Annotated in this window: 20 protein-coding genes and 2 pseudogenes; 6 read left to right on the plus strand and 16 right to left on the minus strand. The window is 61.4% G+C overall.

Features of this window, described 5'->3' with window-relative positions:
• The first annotated feature begins 213 nt into the window (after nucleotides 1-213).
• Nucleotides 214-519 carry an addiction module antidote protein gene (locus FHR95_RS15550; protein WP_183315079.1) on the plus strand — a complete coding sequence of 102 codons (306 nt, stop codon included), beginning with the start codon at nucleotides 214-216 and terminating at the stop codon, nucleotides 517-519.
• Nucleotides 520-647: 128 nt separating this feature from the next.
• Here FHR95_RS15550 and FHR95_RS15555 read toward each other — a convergent pair whose 3' ends face one another.
• Nucleotides 648-1,040, minus strand: coding sequence for a winged helix-turn-helix domain-containing protein (locus FHR95_RS15555; protein WP_183315080.1), 393 nt, complete (start codon nucleotides 1,038-1,040; stop codon nucleotides 648-650).
• 117 nt (nucleotides 1,041-1,157) lie between these two features.
• Here FHR95_RS15555 and FHR95_RS15560 point away from each other — a divergent pair, with 117 nt between their 5' ends.
• Nucleotides 1,158-1,595, plus strand: a complete 438-nt coding sequence (locus FHR95_RS15560) for a hypothetical protein (protein WP_183315081.1) — start codon at nucleotides 1,158-1,160, stop codon at nucleotides 1,593-1,595.
• A gap of 140 nt (nucleotides 1,596-1,735) precedes the next feature.
• A pseudogene (locus FHR95_RS15565) lies at nucleotides 1,736-1,900 on the plus strand (transposase); the annotation flags it as partial.
• A 186-nt stretch (nucleotides 1,901-2,086) separates the two neighbouring features.
• On the opposite strand, the gene FHR95_RS15570 reads toward FHR95_RS15565, so the two are convergent.
• Complete coding sequence (locus tag FHR95_RS15570) at nucleotides 2,087-2,932, minus strand: cysteine hydrolase family protein (RefSeq protein WP_183315083.1); 846 nt, start codon at nucleotides 2,930-2,932, stop codon at nucleotides 2,087-2,089.
• A 106-nt stretch (nucleotides 2,933-3,038) separates the two neighbouring features.
• Between FHR95_RS15570 and FHR95_RS15575 the strand changes: the two genes are divergently transcribed.
• A complete protein-coding gene (locus FHR95_RS15575) occupies nucleotides 3,039-3,947 on the plus strand; it encodes an AraC family transcriptional regulator (RefSeq protein ID WP_183315084.1) in 909 nt (302 codons plus the stop codon).
• 15 nt (nucleotides 3,948-3,962) lie between these two features.
• Here FHR95_RS15575 and FHR95_RS15580 read toward each other — a convergent pair whose 3' ends face one another.
• From FHR95_RS15580 to FHR95_RS15590, 3 genes are all read right to left on the minus strand, one after another.
• On the minus strand, nucleotides 3,963-4,667 hold the full coding sequence (locus FHR95_RS15580) for a VTT domain-containing protein (protein ID WP_221199361.1): 705 nt from the start codon (nucleotides 4,665-4,667) through the stop codon (nucleotides 3,963-3,965).
• A 449-nt stretch (nucleotides 4,668-5,116) separates the two neighbouring features.
• Nucleotides 5,117-5,500: a cupredoxin domain-containing protein gene (locus FHR95_RS15585; RefSeq protein ID WP_183315085.1), complete on the minus strand. Its 384-nt coding sequence runs from the start codon at nucleotides 5,498-5,500 to the stop codon at nucleotides 5,117-5,119.
• Nucleotides 5,501-5,683: 183 nt separating this feature from the next.
• Nucleotides 5,684-6,658, minus strand: coding sequence for a hypothetical protein (locus FHR95_RS15590; RefSeq protein WP_183315086.1), 975 nt, complete (start codon nucleotides 6,656-6,658; stop codon nucleotides 5,684-5,686).
• Between the two features lie 293 nt (nucleotides 6,659-6,951).
• Between FHR95_RS15590 and FHR95_RS15595 the strand changes: the two genes are divergently transcribed.
• Entirely contained in the window at nucleotides 6,952-8,292 is a 1,341-nt protein-coding gene (locus tag FHR95_RS15595) for a TrkH family potassium uptake protein (RefSeq protein ID WP_183315087.1), read from the plus strand.
• 542 nt (nucleotides 8,293-8,834) lie between these two features.
• Here FHR95_RS15595 and FHR95_RS17190 read toward each other — a convergent pair.
• The 5 genes and pseudogenes from FHR95_RS17190 to FHR95_RS15615 form a co-directional block, all read right to left on the minus strand.
• The gene (locus FHR95_RS17190; RefSeq protein WP_246378643.1) at nucleotides 8,835-9,047 is read right to left on the minus strand and encodes a sterol desaturase family protein; all 213 of its coding nucleotides are present in this window, start codon (nucleotides 9,045-9,047) and stop codon (nucleotides 8,835-8,837) included.
• 59 nt (nucleotides 9,048-9,106) lie between these two features.
• Nucleotides 9,107-9,253, minus strand: a pseudogene (locus FHR95_RS17195) (sterol desaturase family protein); the annotation flags it as partial.
• A 128-nt stretch (nucleotides 9,254-9,381) separates the two neighbouring features.
• A complete protein-coding gene (locus FHR95_RS17200) occupies nucleotides 9,382-9,600 on the minus strand; it encodes a hypothetical protein (RefSeq protein ID WP_246378645.1) in 219 nt (72 codons plus the stop codon).
• A gap of 179 nt (nucleotides 9,601-9,779) precedes the next feature.
• On the minus strand, nucleotides 9,780-10,331 hold the full coding sequence (locus tag FHR95_RS15610; protein WP_183315088.1) for a hypothetical protein: 552 nt from the start codon (nucleotides 10,329-10,331) through the stop codon (nucleotides 9,780-9,782).
• Nucleotides 10,328-11,269, minus strand: coding sequence for a DUF3179 domain-containing (seleno)protein (locus FHR95_RS15615; RefSeq protein WP_183315089.1), 942 nt, complete (start codon nucleotides 11,267-11,269; stop codon nucleotides 10,328-10,330). Before FHR95_RS15615 ends, FHR95_RS15610 begins: the two co-directional genes overlap by 4 nt.
• Before the next feature lie 288 nt (nucleotides 11,270-11,557).
• On the opposite strand from FHR95_RS15615, the gene FHR95_RS15620 reads away from it, so the two are divergent.
• Nucleotides 11,558-11,701: a hypothetical protein gene (locus tag FHR95_RS15620; RefSeq protein ID WP_183315090.1), complete on the plus strand. Its 144-nt coding sequence runs from the start codon at nucleotides 11,558-11,560 to the stop codon at nucleotides 11,699-11,701.
• A gap of 212 nt (nucleotides 11,702-11,913) precedes the next feature.
• Here FHR95_RS15620 and FHR95_RS15625 read toward each other — a convergent pair whose 3' ends face one another.
• From FHR95_RS15625 to FHR95_RS15645, 6 genes are all read right to left on the minus strand, one after another.
• Entirely contained in the window at nucleotides 11,914-12,369 is a 456-nt protein-coding gene (locus FHR95_RS15625) for a DoxX family membrane protein (protein ID WP_183315091.1), read from the minus strand.
• Between the two features lie 111 nt (nucleotides 12,370-12,480).
• Nucleotides 12,481-12,843, minus strand: a complete 363-nt coding sequence (locus FHR95_RS15630; RefSeq protein WP_183315092.1) for a hypothetical protein — start codon at nucleotides 12,841-12,843, stop codon at nucleotides 12,481-12,483.
• A gap of 37 nt (nucleotides 12,844-12,880) precedes the next feature.
• A complete protein-coding gene (locus FHR95_RS17050) occupies nucleotides 12,881-13,123 on the minus strand; it encodes a DUF302 domain-containing protein (RefSeq protein WP_221199362.1) in 243 nt (80 codons plus the stop codon).
• Entirely contained in the window at nucleotides 13,110-13,310 is a 201-nt protein-coding gene (locus tag FHR95_RS17055) for a hypothetical protein (RefSeq protein ID WP_221199363.1), read from the minus strand. The genes FHR95_RS17050 and FHR95_RS17055 overlap by 14 nt, the downstream gene beginning before the upstream one ends.
• Nucleotides 13,311-13,850: 540 nt before the next feature.
• The gene (locus tag FHR95_RS15640; RefSeq protein ID WP_183315093.1) at nucleotides 13,851-14,465 is read right to left on the minus strand and encodes an exopolysaccharide biosynthesis protein; all 615 of its coding nucleotides are present in this window, start codon (nucleotides 14,463-14,465) and stop codon (nucleotides 13,851-13,853) included.
• Nucleotides 14,455-14,610, minus strand: coding sequence for a hypothetical protein (locus FHR95_RS15645; protein WP_179862004.1), 156 nt, complete (start codon nucleotides 14,608-14,610; stop codon nucleotides 14,455-14,457). The genes FHR95_RS15640 and FHR95_RS15645 overlap by 11 nt, the downstream gene beginning before the upstream one ends.
• Between the last annotated feature and the right edge of the window lie 193 nt (nucleotides 14,611-14,803).

Here is a 14,803-nt window from a genome sequence, read left to right on the forward strand (position 1 = left end):
GAAGGCTTAGCCGTTCTTCGTGAACCGCCGTGGTACGGAACCGTATGCCTGGTGGTGTGGGAGGGCGCCGGGGGCAACCCCGGCCCCTACCCGATTTCTGCCCTTCCAGCGGGCAGTGCGGTACGTTTCCTCCAACGCTTGTAGCTTGCAGGCTACAATGAAGCTCCAGCAGGCCAAGGCATTTCTGGCTGAGCACAGGAGGAGGGCTCGGAGATGAAGCGCCACGATGACGCCGTAATCGAGATGCTGCGTGATGACCCTGACATGGCGCTCGACTACCTGCGCACCGCCTTGGACGAGCTGGACGAGGAGGGCGGCGAGTCTGCCTTCCTGATGGCGCTGCGCCATGTGGTGGAAGCCCAGGGCGGCATGGCTGCGGTGGCCGAGCGTGCCAAGGTGTCACGCGAGAGCCTGTACCGGGCACTGTCGCCTAAGGGGAACCCGACCTTGCGCACCATGACCGCTGTCATCAAGGCGACCGGCATCCACTTCCATGATCTGACGCATCACGCTTCGTGAAGTGACCGACAAGCGTGGTAGGAAGTGGCATCCCATATCGCCCAAGCGCATTCTGAGTATTGGGACAGGAATTGGGACTTTCCTTTCTGGTTGCTGCAACATGCTGATTCCCTTGGTCACGCAGCGTATTACCCATCCCCTTCCAGCATGTCGGTCTCGGCCACGAATTGAAATCCACGCTTGGGATAGGTACGCAGGAATCGTTGATGAACATGATCGTCGCGCAGGGCCCAGCGAACCGCACGGATTCGCGTGTTAATAGCAGCGTCAGAGACGACACGCCCCTGCCAGATCTCGTCGATCAGTTCATCTTCGGAGACGATACGGTCTCGGTTATTAAGAAGATAGCTCAACAGGCTCAAGACCTGCGGCTCAAGCGGGCAGGGTGGCCGGAATCGAGCAGTCTGGACGCGCCCGGGTCGAACACAAAACTCTCGAATCGGTAGATCATGCGTCACACCTGAATTCACCGGAAAATTCACGAAAAAAACATAAAAATTCATACGGTCTTCAAGCGGCATGTCCTCCTCCGGCATACCCTTAGATTGTAGTCCGAAGTGAGGACGCCTGAAGAGTTTTCCGCTCCTTGAGTTCAGGCTACATGCAATTAACATAATGAATGATAAGGAGATGTAGTTATGAAAATAAAGATATCTCTTGTCGGAATACCTGCTGTCGTCATCCTAGCAAGCACTTCGTTCAGCGCGGCAGCAGAAACCGAGATGGAAGAAGCGCTTGACAAGGGCGCCCGGCAACTCACATCAGACGAAATCGCGGAGCGTTTTGTCGGCAAGACGGGGACCTGGGTATCTGCATCCGGGGACAGGAAGATCGCGATTCACTACAGCGAGGATAACGTCCTCACAGGCAAGTTGCTCGGAGGAGACTGGTCCGGCACGGGTTACTATGGTGTAACCAACGATGACAGTATCTGTGTTTCCTGGGATCCGACGGACGAGGGACGACTGCGGTGCCTGGATGTTCTTGTGGTTGATGGTGTCGTCACGAAGTTCAATGCGGGCGACGGTAGCCTGAACGGCTCCTACCAGAAATTCGAGGATGGCAATACGCTCTGAGCAGTCGCCTGCGTCGGCTTCTCTTCAGCAGGCTGTCCCAAGATGGCCTGCTGTTCGTCATCCAGTCATCCGATCGCTGCGGTCACGTGCTCAACGGCTTAGTGACGGATAAGGCACTCGGCCATTAGGGCTCGCACAAAATAGCCACGATCCTGGGCCGATGCCTGTCACGCTTGTTGGTGACGGTCGACTGGTTCCACATCGTGCAGACCTTCACCAAGGCGCTGGACGAGGTTCGCAAGAAGAGCGCCGTGAGAAGGGACATCCCCAAAGCCCTCCGGTGGGCGGTCTTGAAGAACCTGGATAACGGCACCCTGACGGCCAACTAGATCGCCGCGCTCCCGGACCACCTGTCAGGTCATCTAAGCTCGGCTCGGATCATCATCGGCGTCAGGCCGCCTGGACCAATGGGTGTGGGAAGTACACTGCATCCTGGTCGGGATGCCGCATAGAGTGCCAGGCGCCCAGCATGGGCGCCTACTGGTTAGTGATCACGCCTGCAGTCGTGCGACGGTTTCTTGGGTGCTCCACAGGGCATTGGCCATGTAGCGGAAATTGGTCAGGGCGGCGAGGTAGCCGTCACCTTCCGGGAGCTTGGCGGCGGCCGTGGCATCGCGCACTACCACTACCTCGAAGCCCTGTTCCAGAAGCTCGCGCATATGGGCCTCGACACACAGGTTGGCCGACATGCCGGCCAGGATCACTTGGTCGACACGCTGTTTCCTCAGTTGCAGCACCAGGTCGTTCTGCTCGGGACCGTAGATCTTGTGGGGGGAGGTGATGATGGTCTTGCCATCCTCGATGAACTCGCGGTACTCGGGCATGAAGTCCGCTCCGCTGCCGCGCTCGAGTGCTGCCAGGGGATCCGGGCGATCGAACATGCCGATATTGTGCATCAGCCTTTCCAGTGGGCCATTGAACTGCCAGCGATGGTCATGCGGATAGTAGTAGTGGGGCGAGACGGCCACGGTGATGCCTTGTTGCTTGGCGGCAGCGAAGAGACGTCGAATGTTCTCGACGGTCCCGTGTTCCTGGACGCTCTCGCCGACCACTTCCCAGGTAACGCCGTCAGGGCTCAGGAAGTCTATCTGGGGGTCGGTCACTACCAGTGCGGCTCGTGCGAGATCGAGCTCAAAGTCGCCAGCCGGCAGGGCAGCTTTCTCGGGCGGGGCGTAGGGATCGCCGGCATGGTTATCAGCGGCGGCACCGTTGGGCAGGCCACCCAGAGTGGCGGCGGTGATACCCGCCAGTCCCCCGGCGAGCAGGCGGCGGCGGTCCTTGTCGACGGCATGGAAGGTCGGCTCGGTGGCCGTGGAATGAGCCTTGTGATCGCACATGGTGTGTTCCTCTCAAGTGTGGACGGTACGATGTCAGGTTAGCGCCATGCCTGTGCGATATTGTTCGCAAAGGGTGCCATTTCATCCGTTTCCGTCCGGGGCTTGCATGCTCGACCAGCTGCTCAAGCGCATGACCATCGAGGTGAGATCCTTCGCCGTCTGCGAGGTGCGTCGCGGCTGGCCTCTGGAGACGCCCCCGCTGGGAAGCGTCTCACTGCATTACGTGCTGCGTGGAGAAGGCCGCCTGCTCGATGGCTCACATCGGCCGTTGTCGCTGGCTCCGGGCAGCCTGGTGATCTGTCCACCGCACCAGCGATTGACTGTCAGCGAGACGGCCGGTGATCCGTTCCAGCTGCCACACTGCGAGCCTGCCAGTGGCACCCTCGAGTGGCTGCGCAGCCAGTGTGACGACCGGCTGCCCGGGGTGTTGATCCTTTGCGGGATGCTCGATGTCGGGACGCCCGAGCTGGCTGGCTCACCGTTCGACCGGCTGCAGGCGCCGGTACGAATCGCCTCGGGCGACGCGGCCATCTCGCCGCTGTTCGAGTCGCTGTTCGTGGAACTATCCACCCAGGCGCTGGGCAGCCAGGCGATGATCGACGCGCTGATGAAGCAGTGCCTGGTGCTGCTGCTTCGGGAGCTCGAGACCGGCACGACACATCCCGCCTGGCTGCTGGCGCTGCAGGACCCGGCACTGGGAGCGGCCGTCTCAGCCATGACAGAGGACCTCGGGCGGCGCATCGGCATCGAGGAACTGGCAGCACTCAGCCACATGAGTCGCACGACCTTCATCGCCCGCTTCAAGCGGGCCTACGGGGATACGCCCCTGCGCTTCCTCGCCGAGCGGCGCCTGAGGCTGGCGCGTGACCTGCTGGCGACGTCATCGCTGCCGGTCAAGCAGGTGGCCCTGCGCTGTGCCTACCGGAGCCGGAGCCAGTTCAGCGCTGCCTTCAAGTCGCGCTTCGGGAAAGACCCCGAGCACTACCGGCAGGAGCAGCGTGACGATACCCACTGAGCTGCCGCTTGCCGGCTACTTCCCAGGTGGCTCGTCATCTAGGTGCAGCCAGCGGGCCAGCCGGGAGTGGCGGCGTCGGCTCAGGTACCAGGGCAGCAGGGTCATCGCGGTGAGGATAGCGACAGCGGCCGTGATCGAGAGCAGCGGGTGCAGCTCGAAGGCGCGTCCGAGGCTGACGAACACCAGGGTCATGGGCAGCATGCCGACCACCGTACCCAGCGCGAAGCGCCCCGCGGTGATGGCGGTGACCCCGGCGGCGTAGCTGACCAGCGCAAACGAGAAGATGGGCACCAGGCGCGTGACCAGCACGGTCAGGAACAGCAAGCGCTGCGAGCCCTGGATACCGAACAGCGGGTTGCTCGGCAGCCGGGCGCGCAGGGCATCCCGCCCCAGCAGCCGGGCCAGGGTGAAGGCGATCATGGCCCCGGTCATGGCGCCGATGATCGACAGCAGCACCCCCGGGACCAGGCCGAAGGCCAACCCGGCCGCGGCGGTCACCGGCAGGGTGGGAATCGGGCCCACCACCACCGCCAACATCATTAACAGCAGGAGCAGCAGGGGCCCCAGATTGCCTTGGCTGTTGAACCATACGGCGATGCCGGAGGGGGAGAAGCTCATGGGCAGACCCAGCCCCTGAAGCAGCCACCAGATGCCGGCCATGATGGCCGTCACGGTGGCGAGGAGCCCGGCCCTGAAGGCCCAGACAGCGGGGGTGGTCACGGTGTCGGTATCCTTGGTCGTAGCGTCTGCTTATTTGCCCATGGGGAAAGCTCGGGCAGCGCTGAAGCGGGACGGCTACTCAGGGGGCTATGGGTGAAACAAGCAGGCTGCAGCTAGTATCGTGGATCAGCGCCAGTAAAAGGCGAGATAGACAGCCCACCATGAGGGATACCTTCGTTTCTGGCGAACGTCTACCTCCCTTATATGCTGGATGAGTGGTTTGAGAATGAAGTCAAGCCATGCCTTCGAGGGCGTGCATTCGAGGTGACGTTCGCCGGTGATGCTGTGCTGGCATTCAGCAACGAACCGATGCCCGAAAGTGCTGAAGGTACTGTCTAAGCGCTTCGCGTCTTTCGATCTCGACCTGTGTCAGACCAAGACCCGGCTGATACGGTTGATCTCTCCCGGTGTGAAGGGTTGACACCGCATTCGGTTGCCAACTTGACTGGCTACTGCACCACTAGCTTACCTGTCATGCCCGCCTCTGCATGACCCGGCACTTCGCAGCGGAAGGCATAGGTGCCGGCTTCATCGAATGTGAATTCCACAGTCTCCGTTTTGCCCGGAGTGATGGTATCCGTCATCACCTCCAGTTCAGGAATATGCAGGTTATGTCCCATGATGCCCGCATTCTCGAAGACAAGGATGACCTCAGCACCTACCGGTATCTCGAGTTCAGTGGGCTCGAACTGGAACCCCTGCTGGGCAGTGATCGAGATCTCGACGGTCTCCGACTGGCTGGCCATGCCAGTAGAACCTGCCACCATCGTAACCAAGGCAAGCACTATGCTGGCCATACGTCCTTTCGCGGTATCGATCAGCAGACGTGGCATCTCGGCTTTCCTCCTGGTTGTGTAACTCGTCGTACGTTTCGCACCCCATCACATCAATATCAGGTAACCGGCTGGCCATCTTTGGCTGTTGCCCATTGCAGCCGGTGGAACCCGGGAGCAGGATCGCAAGAACGCTCAAGCCCGGCGGTTGCCGTCGAACCGCCGGGTCAGGTCATCAATCGACTAGCTGCTGCCGAGTTCCCATTCCACGATGCGATCTTCCTCGAACATCATATGGATGAAGGGCTGCTTCTCGCCATTAGGGAGCTCGAAGGAGGTGTTCACCGGCTCGAAGACCGGCCCCTCGGGCGTCGGCTTTATCGGCATGACAATCAGATGGGTGTGATGCTCCTGCTCGGGGATGTGGCGCTCGCTGGGTTCGAGAGGGATCTCTTCATCTAGGGCCAGCGAGTAATCACGCTTGCGCACGACTTCGGTGGTCATCAGGTGAGCCACCTTGGTGTCAACCTTTTCGTCGTTGACATAGAGGTCAACGACGCCCCACCAGGCCCCACGAGTATACTCCTTGGGCATCAGCGGCGAACCGGTGCCCGTGGTGCCATGCAGGTAGCCATCGATGAACACGCCACCCTGGGTTTCGTAGCCGGGAAAGGGGGGCTGGACCACATGATCAAATTCCAGCCGGTACTGGTTGCCGGCCGGATCGTGGAATTCGCTTTCCAGTTTCACCTCATCGGGTGTATTCCCCGGCTTGCCGGGCTGGTCCTCGCCCACGCGATCGAGAAGGGTAGTCCTGAAATGGCCGCTCTTCTCCGGGGGCAGCGGCCTGGCCTTGTCACTGAAAGGAGTGGGTTGCGAGAACACCGTATACTCGGTTCCCGCTTGGTTGGTCTTGCGCGCCGCTTCAGGCGCCGCGACCAAGATCGGCAACTCTTGCAGAAGCTCACGAATCGGTGGCTTGTCCACCTCGGCCAGGATCGGCTCCAAGGTACGTTTGGGATCGTCCGGGGTGCCGAACACCTCTTCGCTCAGTTCTCTGGGTCCAGGCAGAATCCAGTAGACGGTCTTGCCGGCTTCCTGCTCGATCACCGCTTTGTTGATCAAGGGGCCACTCTTCTCCACCTCCGCGGCCGAGGCGCCCATGGTGGAGAGCAATGCCGCGAGACACACCGTTGACTTCATACCTGTGCTACGCATTCTCGCCTTCTCCCGGTCGCTTCAGCGACCTTCGATCGGGTGAGTGAATCGCTTGCTCGCCGGCACCTGAAGGGTACACTCCCTACCGCATGCCTGACGAACCGTTCTCAGTGTAGTCGCGGCCAGAACACTTTCCTTACAGAAGCGTTCTTCTTCTGGCGACAATTACGGGCATGGCGGTGTACTGACGCGGCTCATGGCTTTCTGACACCTTCTTTCCGGGAATTTCTTCCCCTCACCTGCTAGCTTGCGGGGAGTGCACCAGCATCCTTTGGAGCCAAGGGATCCACTCGATGGGCCATCGGCATCAACACGATCACGCCTCGCTGTCCCCCTGGCGAATCAGTCCACCCTTCCTGCTGTCGGCGGGATTTTTGGTCTTGATCATCGCTGGAACGCTGCTTCTCAAGTTGCCAATTGCCGCGAAGTCTCCCCTTCCATGGAGCGATGCCCTCTTCGCGGCGACCTCCGCGGTCACCGTCACCGGTCTGGTCGTCACCCCAACCGGGCTCACCTTCAGTGTTTTGGGCGAAGTGGTGATTCTCGTTTTAATGCAGGTCGGTGGCCTGGGGCTAATGACATTCGCGGTGCTGGCCTTTCTCTCCCTCGGCGGCCGCATAAATGGGCGACCCTCCCTGGTAGCGAATCGCGCCGGCAATGAAACCCATCCGCAGGACGTTCTGCGCACCGCCAAAGCGGTGGTCAAATTGGCACTCACTCTGGAAGGCATTGCCCTGGTTCCCCTGGCGCTGGTCTGGGTCCCGGAACATGGTTGGGTACAGGGGCTCTGGTGGGCGCTGTTCCATAGTGTCTCCGCCTTCAACAATGCCGGCTTCACCCTTTCACCCGACAGCCTGATGGCCTATGCCGGAAATCCCGTCATCAATACGGTGATCCCCGCGCTCTATATCAGTGGAGGCGTAGGCTTTATCGTCATCTCTGGGTTACTTGGCTATCGACCTGGCCGCCGACTCGATATCAACGTCAAGGTCGTGCTCGCCGGCACCCTTGTCTTAAGCCTTGCGGGCACCGTCATGATCTACCTGCTGGAGTCGGAAAACCCTGCCACGCTGGCCAGACTGCCCGATCTGGTCGATCGGCTCTGGGCCTCATGGCTGCAGGCCACGACACCGCGCACCGCAGGTTTCAACAGCCTCGACATCGCTGCACTGACCCAGGAAACCAGCCTCGTGCTGATATTGCTGATGTTCGTCGGTGCAGGGGCTAATGGCACCGGCAGCGGCATCAAGGTGGCGACGCTGTTCGTCCTCCTCGCCGCCACCTGGACCTATATCCGGCGTCGTCGGGTGCCCACACTGTTTTCCCACGTCATCGATACCACCACCTTGCTCAAGGCGCTGTCGGTCACGGTGATGGCCGTCATCGGCATCTTCATGGGAACCCTGGCCCTGTCCATCAGCGAAGACGCCGATCTACTGACGGTAGCATTCGAAGCTACCTCCGCCTTGGGTACCGTCGGTCTGTCGCGAGGCCTGACGCCGGAGCTTTCCGGCTGGGGTCAGGCGATCATCATGACGATGATGTTCGTGGGGCGCGTGTGTCCGCTCATGGTGGCCCATATGGTCGGCTCCGCTTTTGATGCCTCGCAGAAGGATGAGTTGCAGATCGGCTAGAGTCGCCCCCACCTTGTTACTTGCCATCGCCATCCATCTAAGTGGAATCTCTGGGTAGGGTGTCCATCCGCGAAACCCTACAATTCCGCATATGACGCAGCCAGCATCTGGAGCCAGTAAACACAGCGGTGTGCTGATCGCTAACGTCAGAAACGCAGAATCATGACCTTGAGTTCATGGCGCTGGTTTAGGCTGCCACAGGCTCCGCTAGGTAGTGCGGGGCATGAGGGCTACGTCATCCTGTTCGTAATCGATTAGCGCCGGCTGCGCGATGTGGAGCAGCTCTTCTAGGCCGGGCCGACCTTTTTGGGTATCCGGATTAAGTGGTGTATCTGGTGTTTTCTAACACCGGCACACGCTTCGTTCTCTGCGTATTTCTGGTTGGTAGGAACGATGGAATTGCCTCAAAGCCGCTGTCGCTTCAGGTCACGAGGAGGATTCACGAAGGGCTGAAGCAACATGCGGTCCAGCCGTAGGTCATGCGCGTCTCTGAAGTCCTCGATGCCGATCGTCATGCCGAGGTGTCCGGCGGCCGGCTGATCTCAGTAAGTACCGAACAGTCGATTCCACCAAGGCAGGTTGAAGCCGAAGTTGCTATCGGTTTCCTGGCGGACAATGGAGTGGTGGACACGATGCATGTCGGGTGTCACCACGACCAGGCGAAGCCAGCGGTCAAGTCTGGCGGGTAGTCGGACATTGCCGTGGTTGAACATCGAGGTGGCGTTGAGCAGGATCTCGAAGAGCAGTACCGCCAATGCCGGTGCCCCAGCAGAGTCACCAAGGCGAGCTTGATGCCCTTCGAGATCAGGATCTCAAAGGGATGGAAGCGTAACCCCGTGGTGACATCGAACTCCAGATCCGCATGGTGCATGCGAGGCAATCGCCACAGCCAGGGTACGCCATGAAAGAGGCGATGCTGGAAGTAGATCGCCACGTCCAGTATTACCACGCAGACGACCACGGCCAGCCATATCGGGACCGATACCAGATTGAAGAGGCCCCAGTCCTACTCGGCGGCAACCAGGGCAGCCCCCACGGCGGCGAGCGGAAAGAACAGACGTACCGCCAAGGTATCGAGGACCACGATGGCTAGGTTGCTTGGCCAGCGCTGACGACGATGAACAGCGGGCGGCAGATGCGCAGCGGATAGCCCTCGAACTCCTCGAACCCCACCACTCGCACCCCCTCCGCCAAATCTGCGTCGACAAAACCGCCGCCCCGGGGCGAGGTTGCAGCCCCGGGACAGCTGCTAACGCCGACATAGAGGGCGGCATGGGACCAAGTGGACTGCGTCAGGTACTTGATCACCGTGCTGATCCTCGAAGAGCCCTCAACCAGCAGGACATCACCGGGCTCGAGGCATGACCGGACGCCCTCGTCGAGTGGTAACTGAGGGCAGAGCCAGGGTCTGGGGCAGGTGAGCCAGCATCCCAGCCCATAACCGCAGCGTTCAAGCAGGTTTGACATCGAGGGATCCCTCCAGCAACTCAGGAGGCGGATGAGGCCAGGGCCATGGCCAGGTAGGCGAGGCTCGCCAGCAGCAGCAGTGTTGCCAGCGGGATGAGCCAGGGGGTTATTGATGCCAAGGCCCCGGCCAGCGGCAAACCCAGCCAGATCAGTACCAGCGGCGCGCAGCAGGCGCCTCCCGCCAACAGGGCCGGTAGGCCCGACAGAAAGGTGCTGCCCGAAGCTTGCCACCCACAGGCACGAGACACACGGCGTAGCCTCCATGCCAGTACCAGGTTGGTACCCAGCAACAGGCCCAGCCCCAATGCAAACAAGGTATTGACCGGGCTGAAGGTCCATACCAGGGGACCGGCCTCGATCAGCCCGACCGGTTCGAAATAGAAGGGGCTACGTGTCTCCCAGACACGCTCCCAAGCTGGGAAGGTCGCCTGCAGGACGCCGCTACCCCCGCCTCCCAGATCTCCGGTCAACCAGAGATAGAGCCCGCCATAGCCCAGTGCCATGGCCCCGACTAGGCCCTGGCCCAGCGGCCAATGACACAGACTCTGCCACAGGGCGCGAAGGGGGGTCACGGCCTCTGCTCCTCACCCTGGTAAAGCAGGGTATCAGGATAGAAGGCCTTCCAGGCAAACCACATGGCCTCGAAGGCATTGACGGCAGAAAGACCTTCAGTGCCGCCGCCACTAACGCCTTGCAGACCGAACTGCAGATCCTCGACACGGATCTCGCTTCGCTGGGGGTTATGAAAGACCCAGCCGGTATCCAGGACGGCATCGTGGATCACTGAATAATGCGTGCCCCCCAAGGCCAGATCGATCACTGCCTCGTCACGCAAGGCAGGTATGGTCACGGCAGCCGCGCCTGCCGCGGTACGAAACCCGAGCACGGTGGCCTTGGGCGGTAGGCGTTGGCTTTCCGCCATCACCGGGAACAGACGGGAACTCTCCGGCAGGTAGTAGCCGCTGATCGGGTTATAGCTTCCGTAAGGATCGCGTCGATAGTTGCGCACATACCCCGTCTCGGGGGAGAGGGCGCGGGTTTCGGGGTAGCGTGCCTTCCAGGCCCCCCAGGTGGTCCAGATGACCCGAATCTCCTCGAGACCCTGTCCCGCCAGGGGGCCATCGATGGCCACGCCGAGCATCTGAGGCCATTCGCTGTCCGTGTCGCGGTCATACATGACCAGGTTGCTGTTCACCAGCCGGCCGGACACGCCCAGTTCGGCATCCCCGCGATGAAAGCCCAGTGCGGTCCCCGTCAGGGGGCAGTAGGTGATGCTGACGGGCTTGCCCTGGAGCTCATCGTTGACGATCTCATGCCATACTAGAATTCTCTGGGGATAGGCACGCGCCTCGCCGTTCAGAAAGAGGCCGACGACCTTATCGTGATCATCGAGCATCGCATCCGCGGCGTCGGCCGAGTGAAAGCGGGGCTGGTCGATGGAGGGAATGCCATCCTTTCCCGGGCCACCCGAACGCACCGCCTGGCGAAATGCCTCAAGAGTATGGGCCACGGGGACCTCGGGAGGGTCGACGGTGGGCACCTCCGCCACGGCCGGTGACGCGGGGATCATTAACGCAGTCAGTGTCAACAGGATACTATACGCCCCTTTCATCGCTCCCCCCTCCGCCTTAAGGACTCCTCGACCAACTCCACCAACCTAACGGTGGCCCTGCGCTTCTGTCGTATCGTCGGAAGACGCCTTACAGGACCGGCAGCCACCGACATCTTGTAAGGCCGAGGCGGATGATCCGACCCAAGGCATCACTGCAGCGGTCTGCGCCTCAGAAGGATCATCGGCATGCCGGAAACGCTGAGGTTCAGCGTCATCATCCCGATCCTGGATGAAGCGGCCACCATCGATAAGCTGCTGTCCCGACTTCACGAACTCGGGGTCGAGGGCATGCAGATCAGTGGTCGTGGATGGGGGCAGCCTCGACGATAGAGTGGCCCGGGCGGGTTCGCTGACGATCACTATTGATGCCAGAGGGCGTGCCCGGGCCACATCGATGGTCTCGCACTGATGGGCGACGGCGACAATGCAGGAGCGGATGCAACGGCCTGGTTCACGCATCTGGCTTTTTCCGCGAGTGCTGAGCCGCCCGACTGTCCCTGAACGAGAACGGCAATACCCGACCGGTGGCCGGGTATCGCCACTCACCAGCTACAGCGACGACGTGCTTCCCAGCTGACCGGGCCTGGGCGTTGTCTGGCGGCATCCAGGGAGAGCCGGTCCTCTTCCCGAAAGGCCATCACTGCAAGACTCGCGGCGAAGATGATCAGGGAGGGGTAGAACAAGGCATTGGTACCCTCCAGGTACCATCCCCAGGGATCAATGACCGAGGCACTGACGGCCACCAGCGACGCACCGTTCAGTAGCAGCTGCAGCGGGTAGGTCCAGCGGCGTGCCAGGCCGATGACCACCAGCAGGCCGACCAGCATCTGGCCGAGACCCGCCATTGGCAGCAGGACCTCGGTCGAGAGAAATCCGAAATAGAAGTTGTCGGCAATGGCCTGGCTGTGGCCGGTATTGACGATTTTGTTCACCCCCCAGACCAGCAACAACCCGCCCAGCGACACCCGTAACAACAGCAGGCTTAGTGTCTTGCTCATCTCTTCTCCTCGACATTCTCGGGTGGATTCGGTGCGTCCAACATTGGTTATCAATGCAGCGCCGATTTTTGGTCTTTGAGGCAGGCATGTCCTTACAACAGGAGGCCGCACCTACCAGGCAAACAGCACGTCGCCATAGCTCCAGGTCAGGGTGCCGACCACGATGGAGAGGTAGCAGATGAAGGGAAGGGCACGCCAGAAGTACGAGACCAGCCTGGCTGGACGGCAGGAGGCGGTCAGCCATGAATGGGTACTTAACTCGAGACAGCGCAACAGATGCTTGCGGTGGTACTCGATGCCGATGGAGAACAGTACCATCAAGGCGCCGGAACGCTGGAACCATTGTCCATCACCGGTCATCAGGCTGGCATAGGCGGAAAGCAGGACCGGCACCACTGCCATCATCAACAGCAGCGCCTCTATCAGCGTCGCCTCCTGGGAGGGCAGCGACGGCGGTAAGGGCTCGCGGGACATGTCGATCTCCGAATGCACGGATTCGGAATCTCCGGGGCTACTCCGATTCCTCGGTGGCACGTTCCGCAATGGCCGCGAAGAGGGTATCGAGCTCGCGGCCCACCATTGCCAGCTCTTCTCCGGCCGCGTCCACGTAGGGGTCGAGCAGATGGGGCGGGGTCTTCCAGGAGAGCGTGGCGCCGTCGTCGTCGTTTTCGGTGGCATAGAAGCGCATGGGGGCCTCGATCATCCCCGGGACGCTGAGCCGCAGAATCCGGGTGGCATAGTCATTGCGAAACACGCCGACGACCCGGTTGCCGGGGATGGTGACCCCGGCTGGCGGCCGCCTCGATGGGTCCCGCCTCGCTGACCACGAGCATGCCCTCGGCCTCGACCGCCTCCCGCAGGGCCGACAGCATGTCGTCGTAGGCAAGCGAGGTGGGCATGACCTGCCAGCACTGGTCGGGCCAACGAGGTTCAGCGCTCACGGGCACCGCCACGAGCAGTACCAGCAGCTAGGTCGCCAGTCTCATGCGCATCATCAGGCACTCCTTCGCGAGAGGGGCGTCGGCTCCGCCTGTACCCGCTGCCAGTGGCTTGCGCAATGTGGTCGCAGTTTGGTCGCAGATGACAGCGAATCTGTGTGGTGTGTGTAAACAGTGTAAACTTTCAACCGATTGATTTATCTACAAATGCCCGTAGCAAGCGCGGCCTTGTATTAACGAAAAACGGATTCAAAATCCGCCGGGTGCAAGCCCTTGTCGGTTCGAGTCCGACCGCCGGTACCAGCCTGACGCCAGATCTGAAACAGCCGCCTTCGGGCGGCTGTTTGCGTTTCTGTCGTCTTCCTCCGCTTTATTGGCTGTCTTCCCCTCATGCCGTGCTTTCCGCCAGCGCCCTTGGCGCTTGCTCTTTCGGGGCCGGTATCCCAATAGCTGGTTTCTGCCATGCAGTGGAGTCTGTCGCCGAACTGGTTTGGGGCCACGCTGCCCGGCAGATAGGGGCGAAGGGATGGTCGACTGGGTGGTTCAGACTAGATTGACGATCACCAGTGCCAGGGTGCCGCCGGTCAAGGCATAGCCCAGCAGGGCCATCAAGCCGTCTTTGGCGAGCAACGCCAGGGCGAAGAGTGTCAGGGCCAGGCCAGCGCCATTGGCGGTAAAGGGCACGACCTCCATAGGCGGCATGGCCAAGGCGATCAGCAGGCAAGTCAGGGCCACGGGCAGATGAGCCGGTGGCTGTGTGAGTCGAACGAGCCGCTGCTTGAGCAGATAGTCGATCCAGCGGGCCGGGCGCTTCATCCACTCGGTGGCCTTTACGAAACGCGCCCGCGAGACCCGGCGCTCCAGCAGCCAGCCGGGCAGCCAGATGTAGTCCCGGCCAACCAGCAGCTGGACGGAGGAGAAGATCACCAGGGCCGCCATCAGGGTGGGCACGCCGGGAATATCGCCGATCAGCGGCGCCAGGGTGACTAGGCCGGCGATCAACAGGAAGGGCGCGAATGAACGGCGCCCCACGCTGTCGAGGATGGCTCCCAGGCTGACGCTATCCTGGCGCCGGCCGGCCTGCTGGACCCTTTCCAGCAGGCCGGTCATGTCGGTCGGGGTTTCCTGCCCGGGGGAGTCGCAGGCGTTATCGGCCATGTTGTCCGCGGGTCCACAGAAGCAGGGCGCCGAGCAGCAGCAGCGCCGGCCCCACGAAGGCGACCGGGCTCGAAGCCCACCAGCCGACGATGGGCAGGATGGCGCCGAGGATCAACAGGGCGATGGCGAGGGTGCGGACCGTCATAAGCAGTGTCTCAAGTGAGATGTGACGATAGTGTAGCGTCGCGGTCCGGGGCCCTGCAGCCCTTCGGCGCTGTTACCTCGGCACAGGATGGCGTAGGATATTTGAAACACAGTCCTTTGCCCGTCCGCGGGTAGAGGGCTGTTTTCGTTGGTTCCTCCGGAAACGTGCAATCAGCGTTGACGGTGCCCAGGAG

This window comes from Halomonas fontilapidosi, assembly GCF_014192285.1.
Taxonomy (GTDB): domain Bacteria; phylum Pseudomonadota; class Gammaproteobacteria; order Pseudomonadales; family Halomonadaceae; genus Halomonas; species Halomonas fontilapidosi.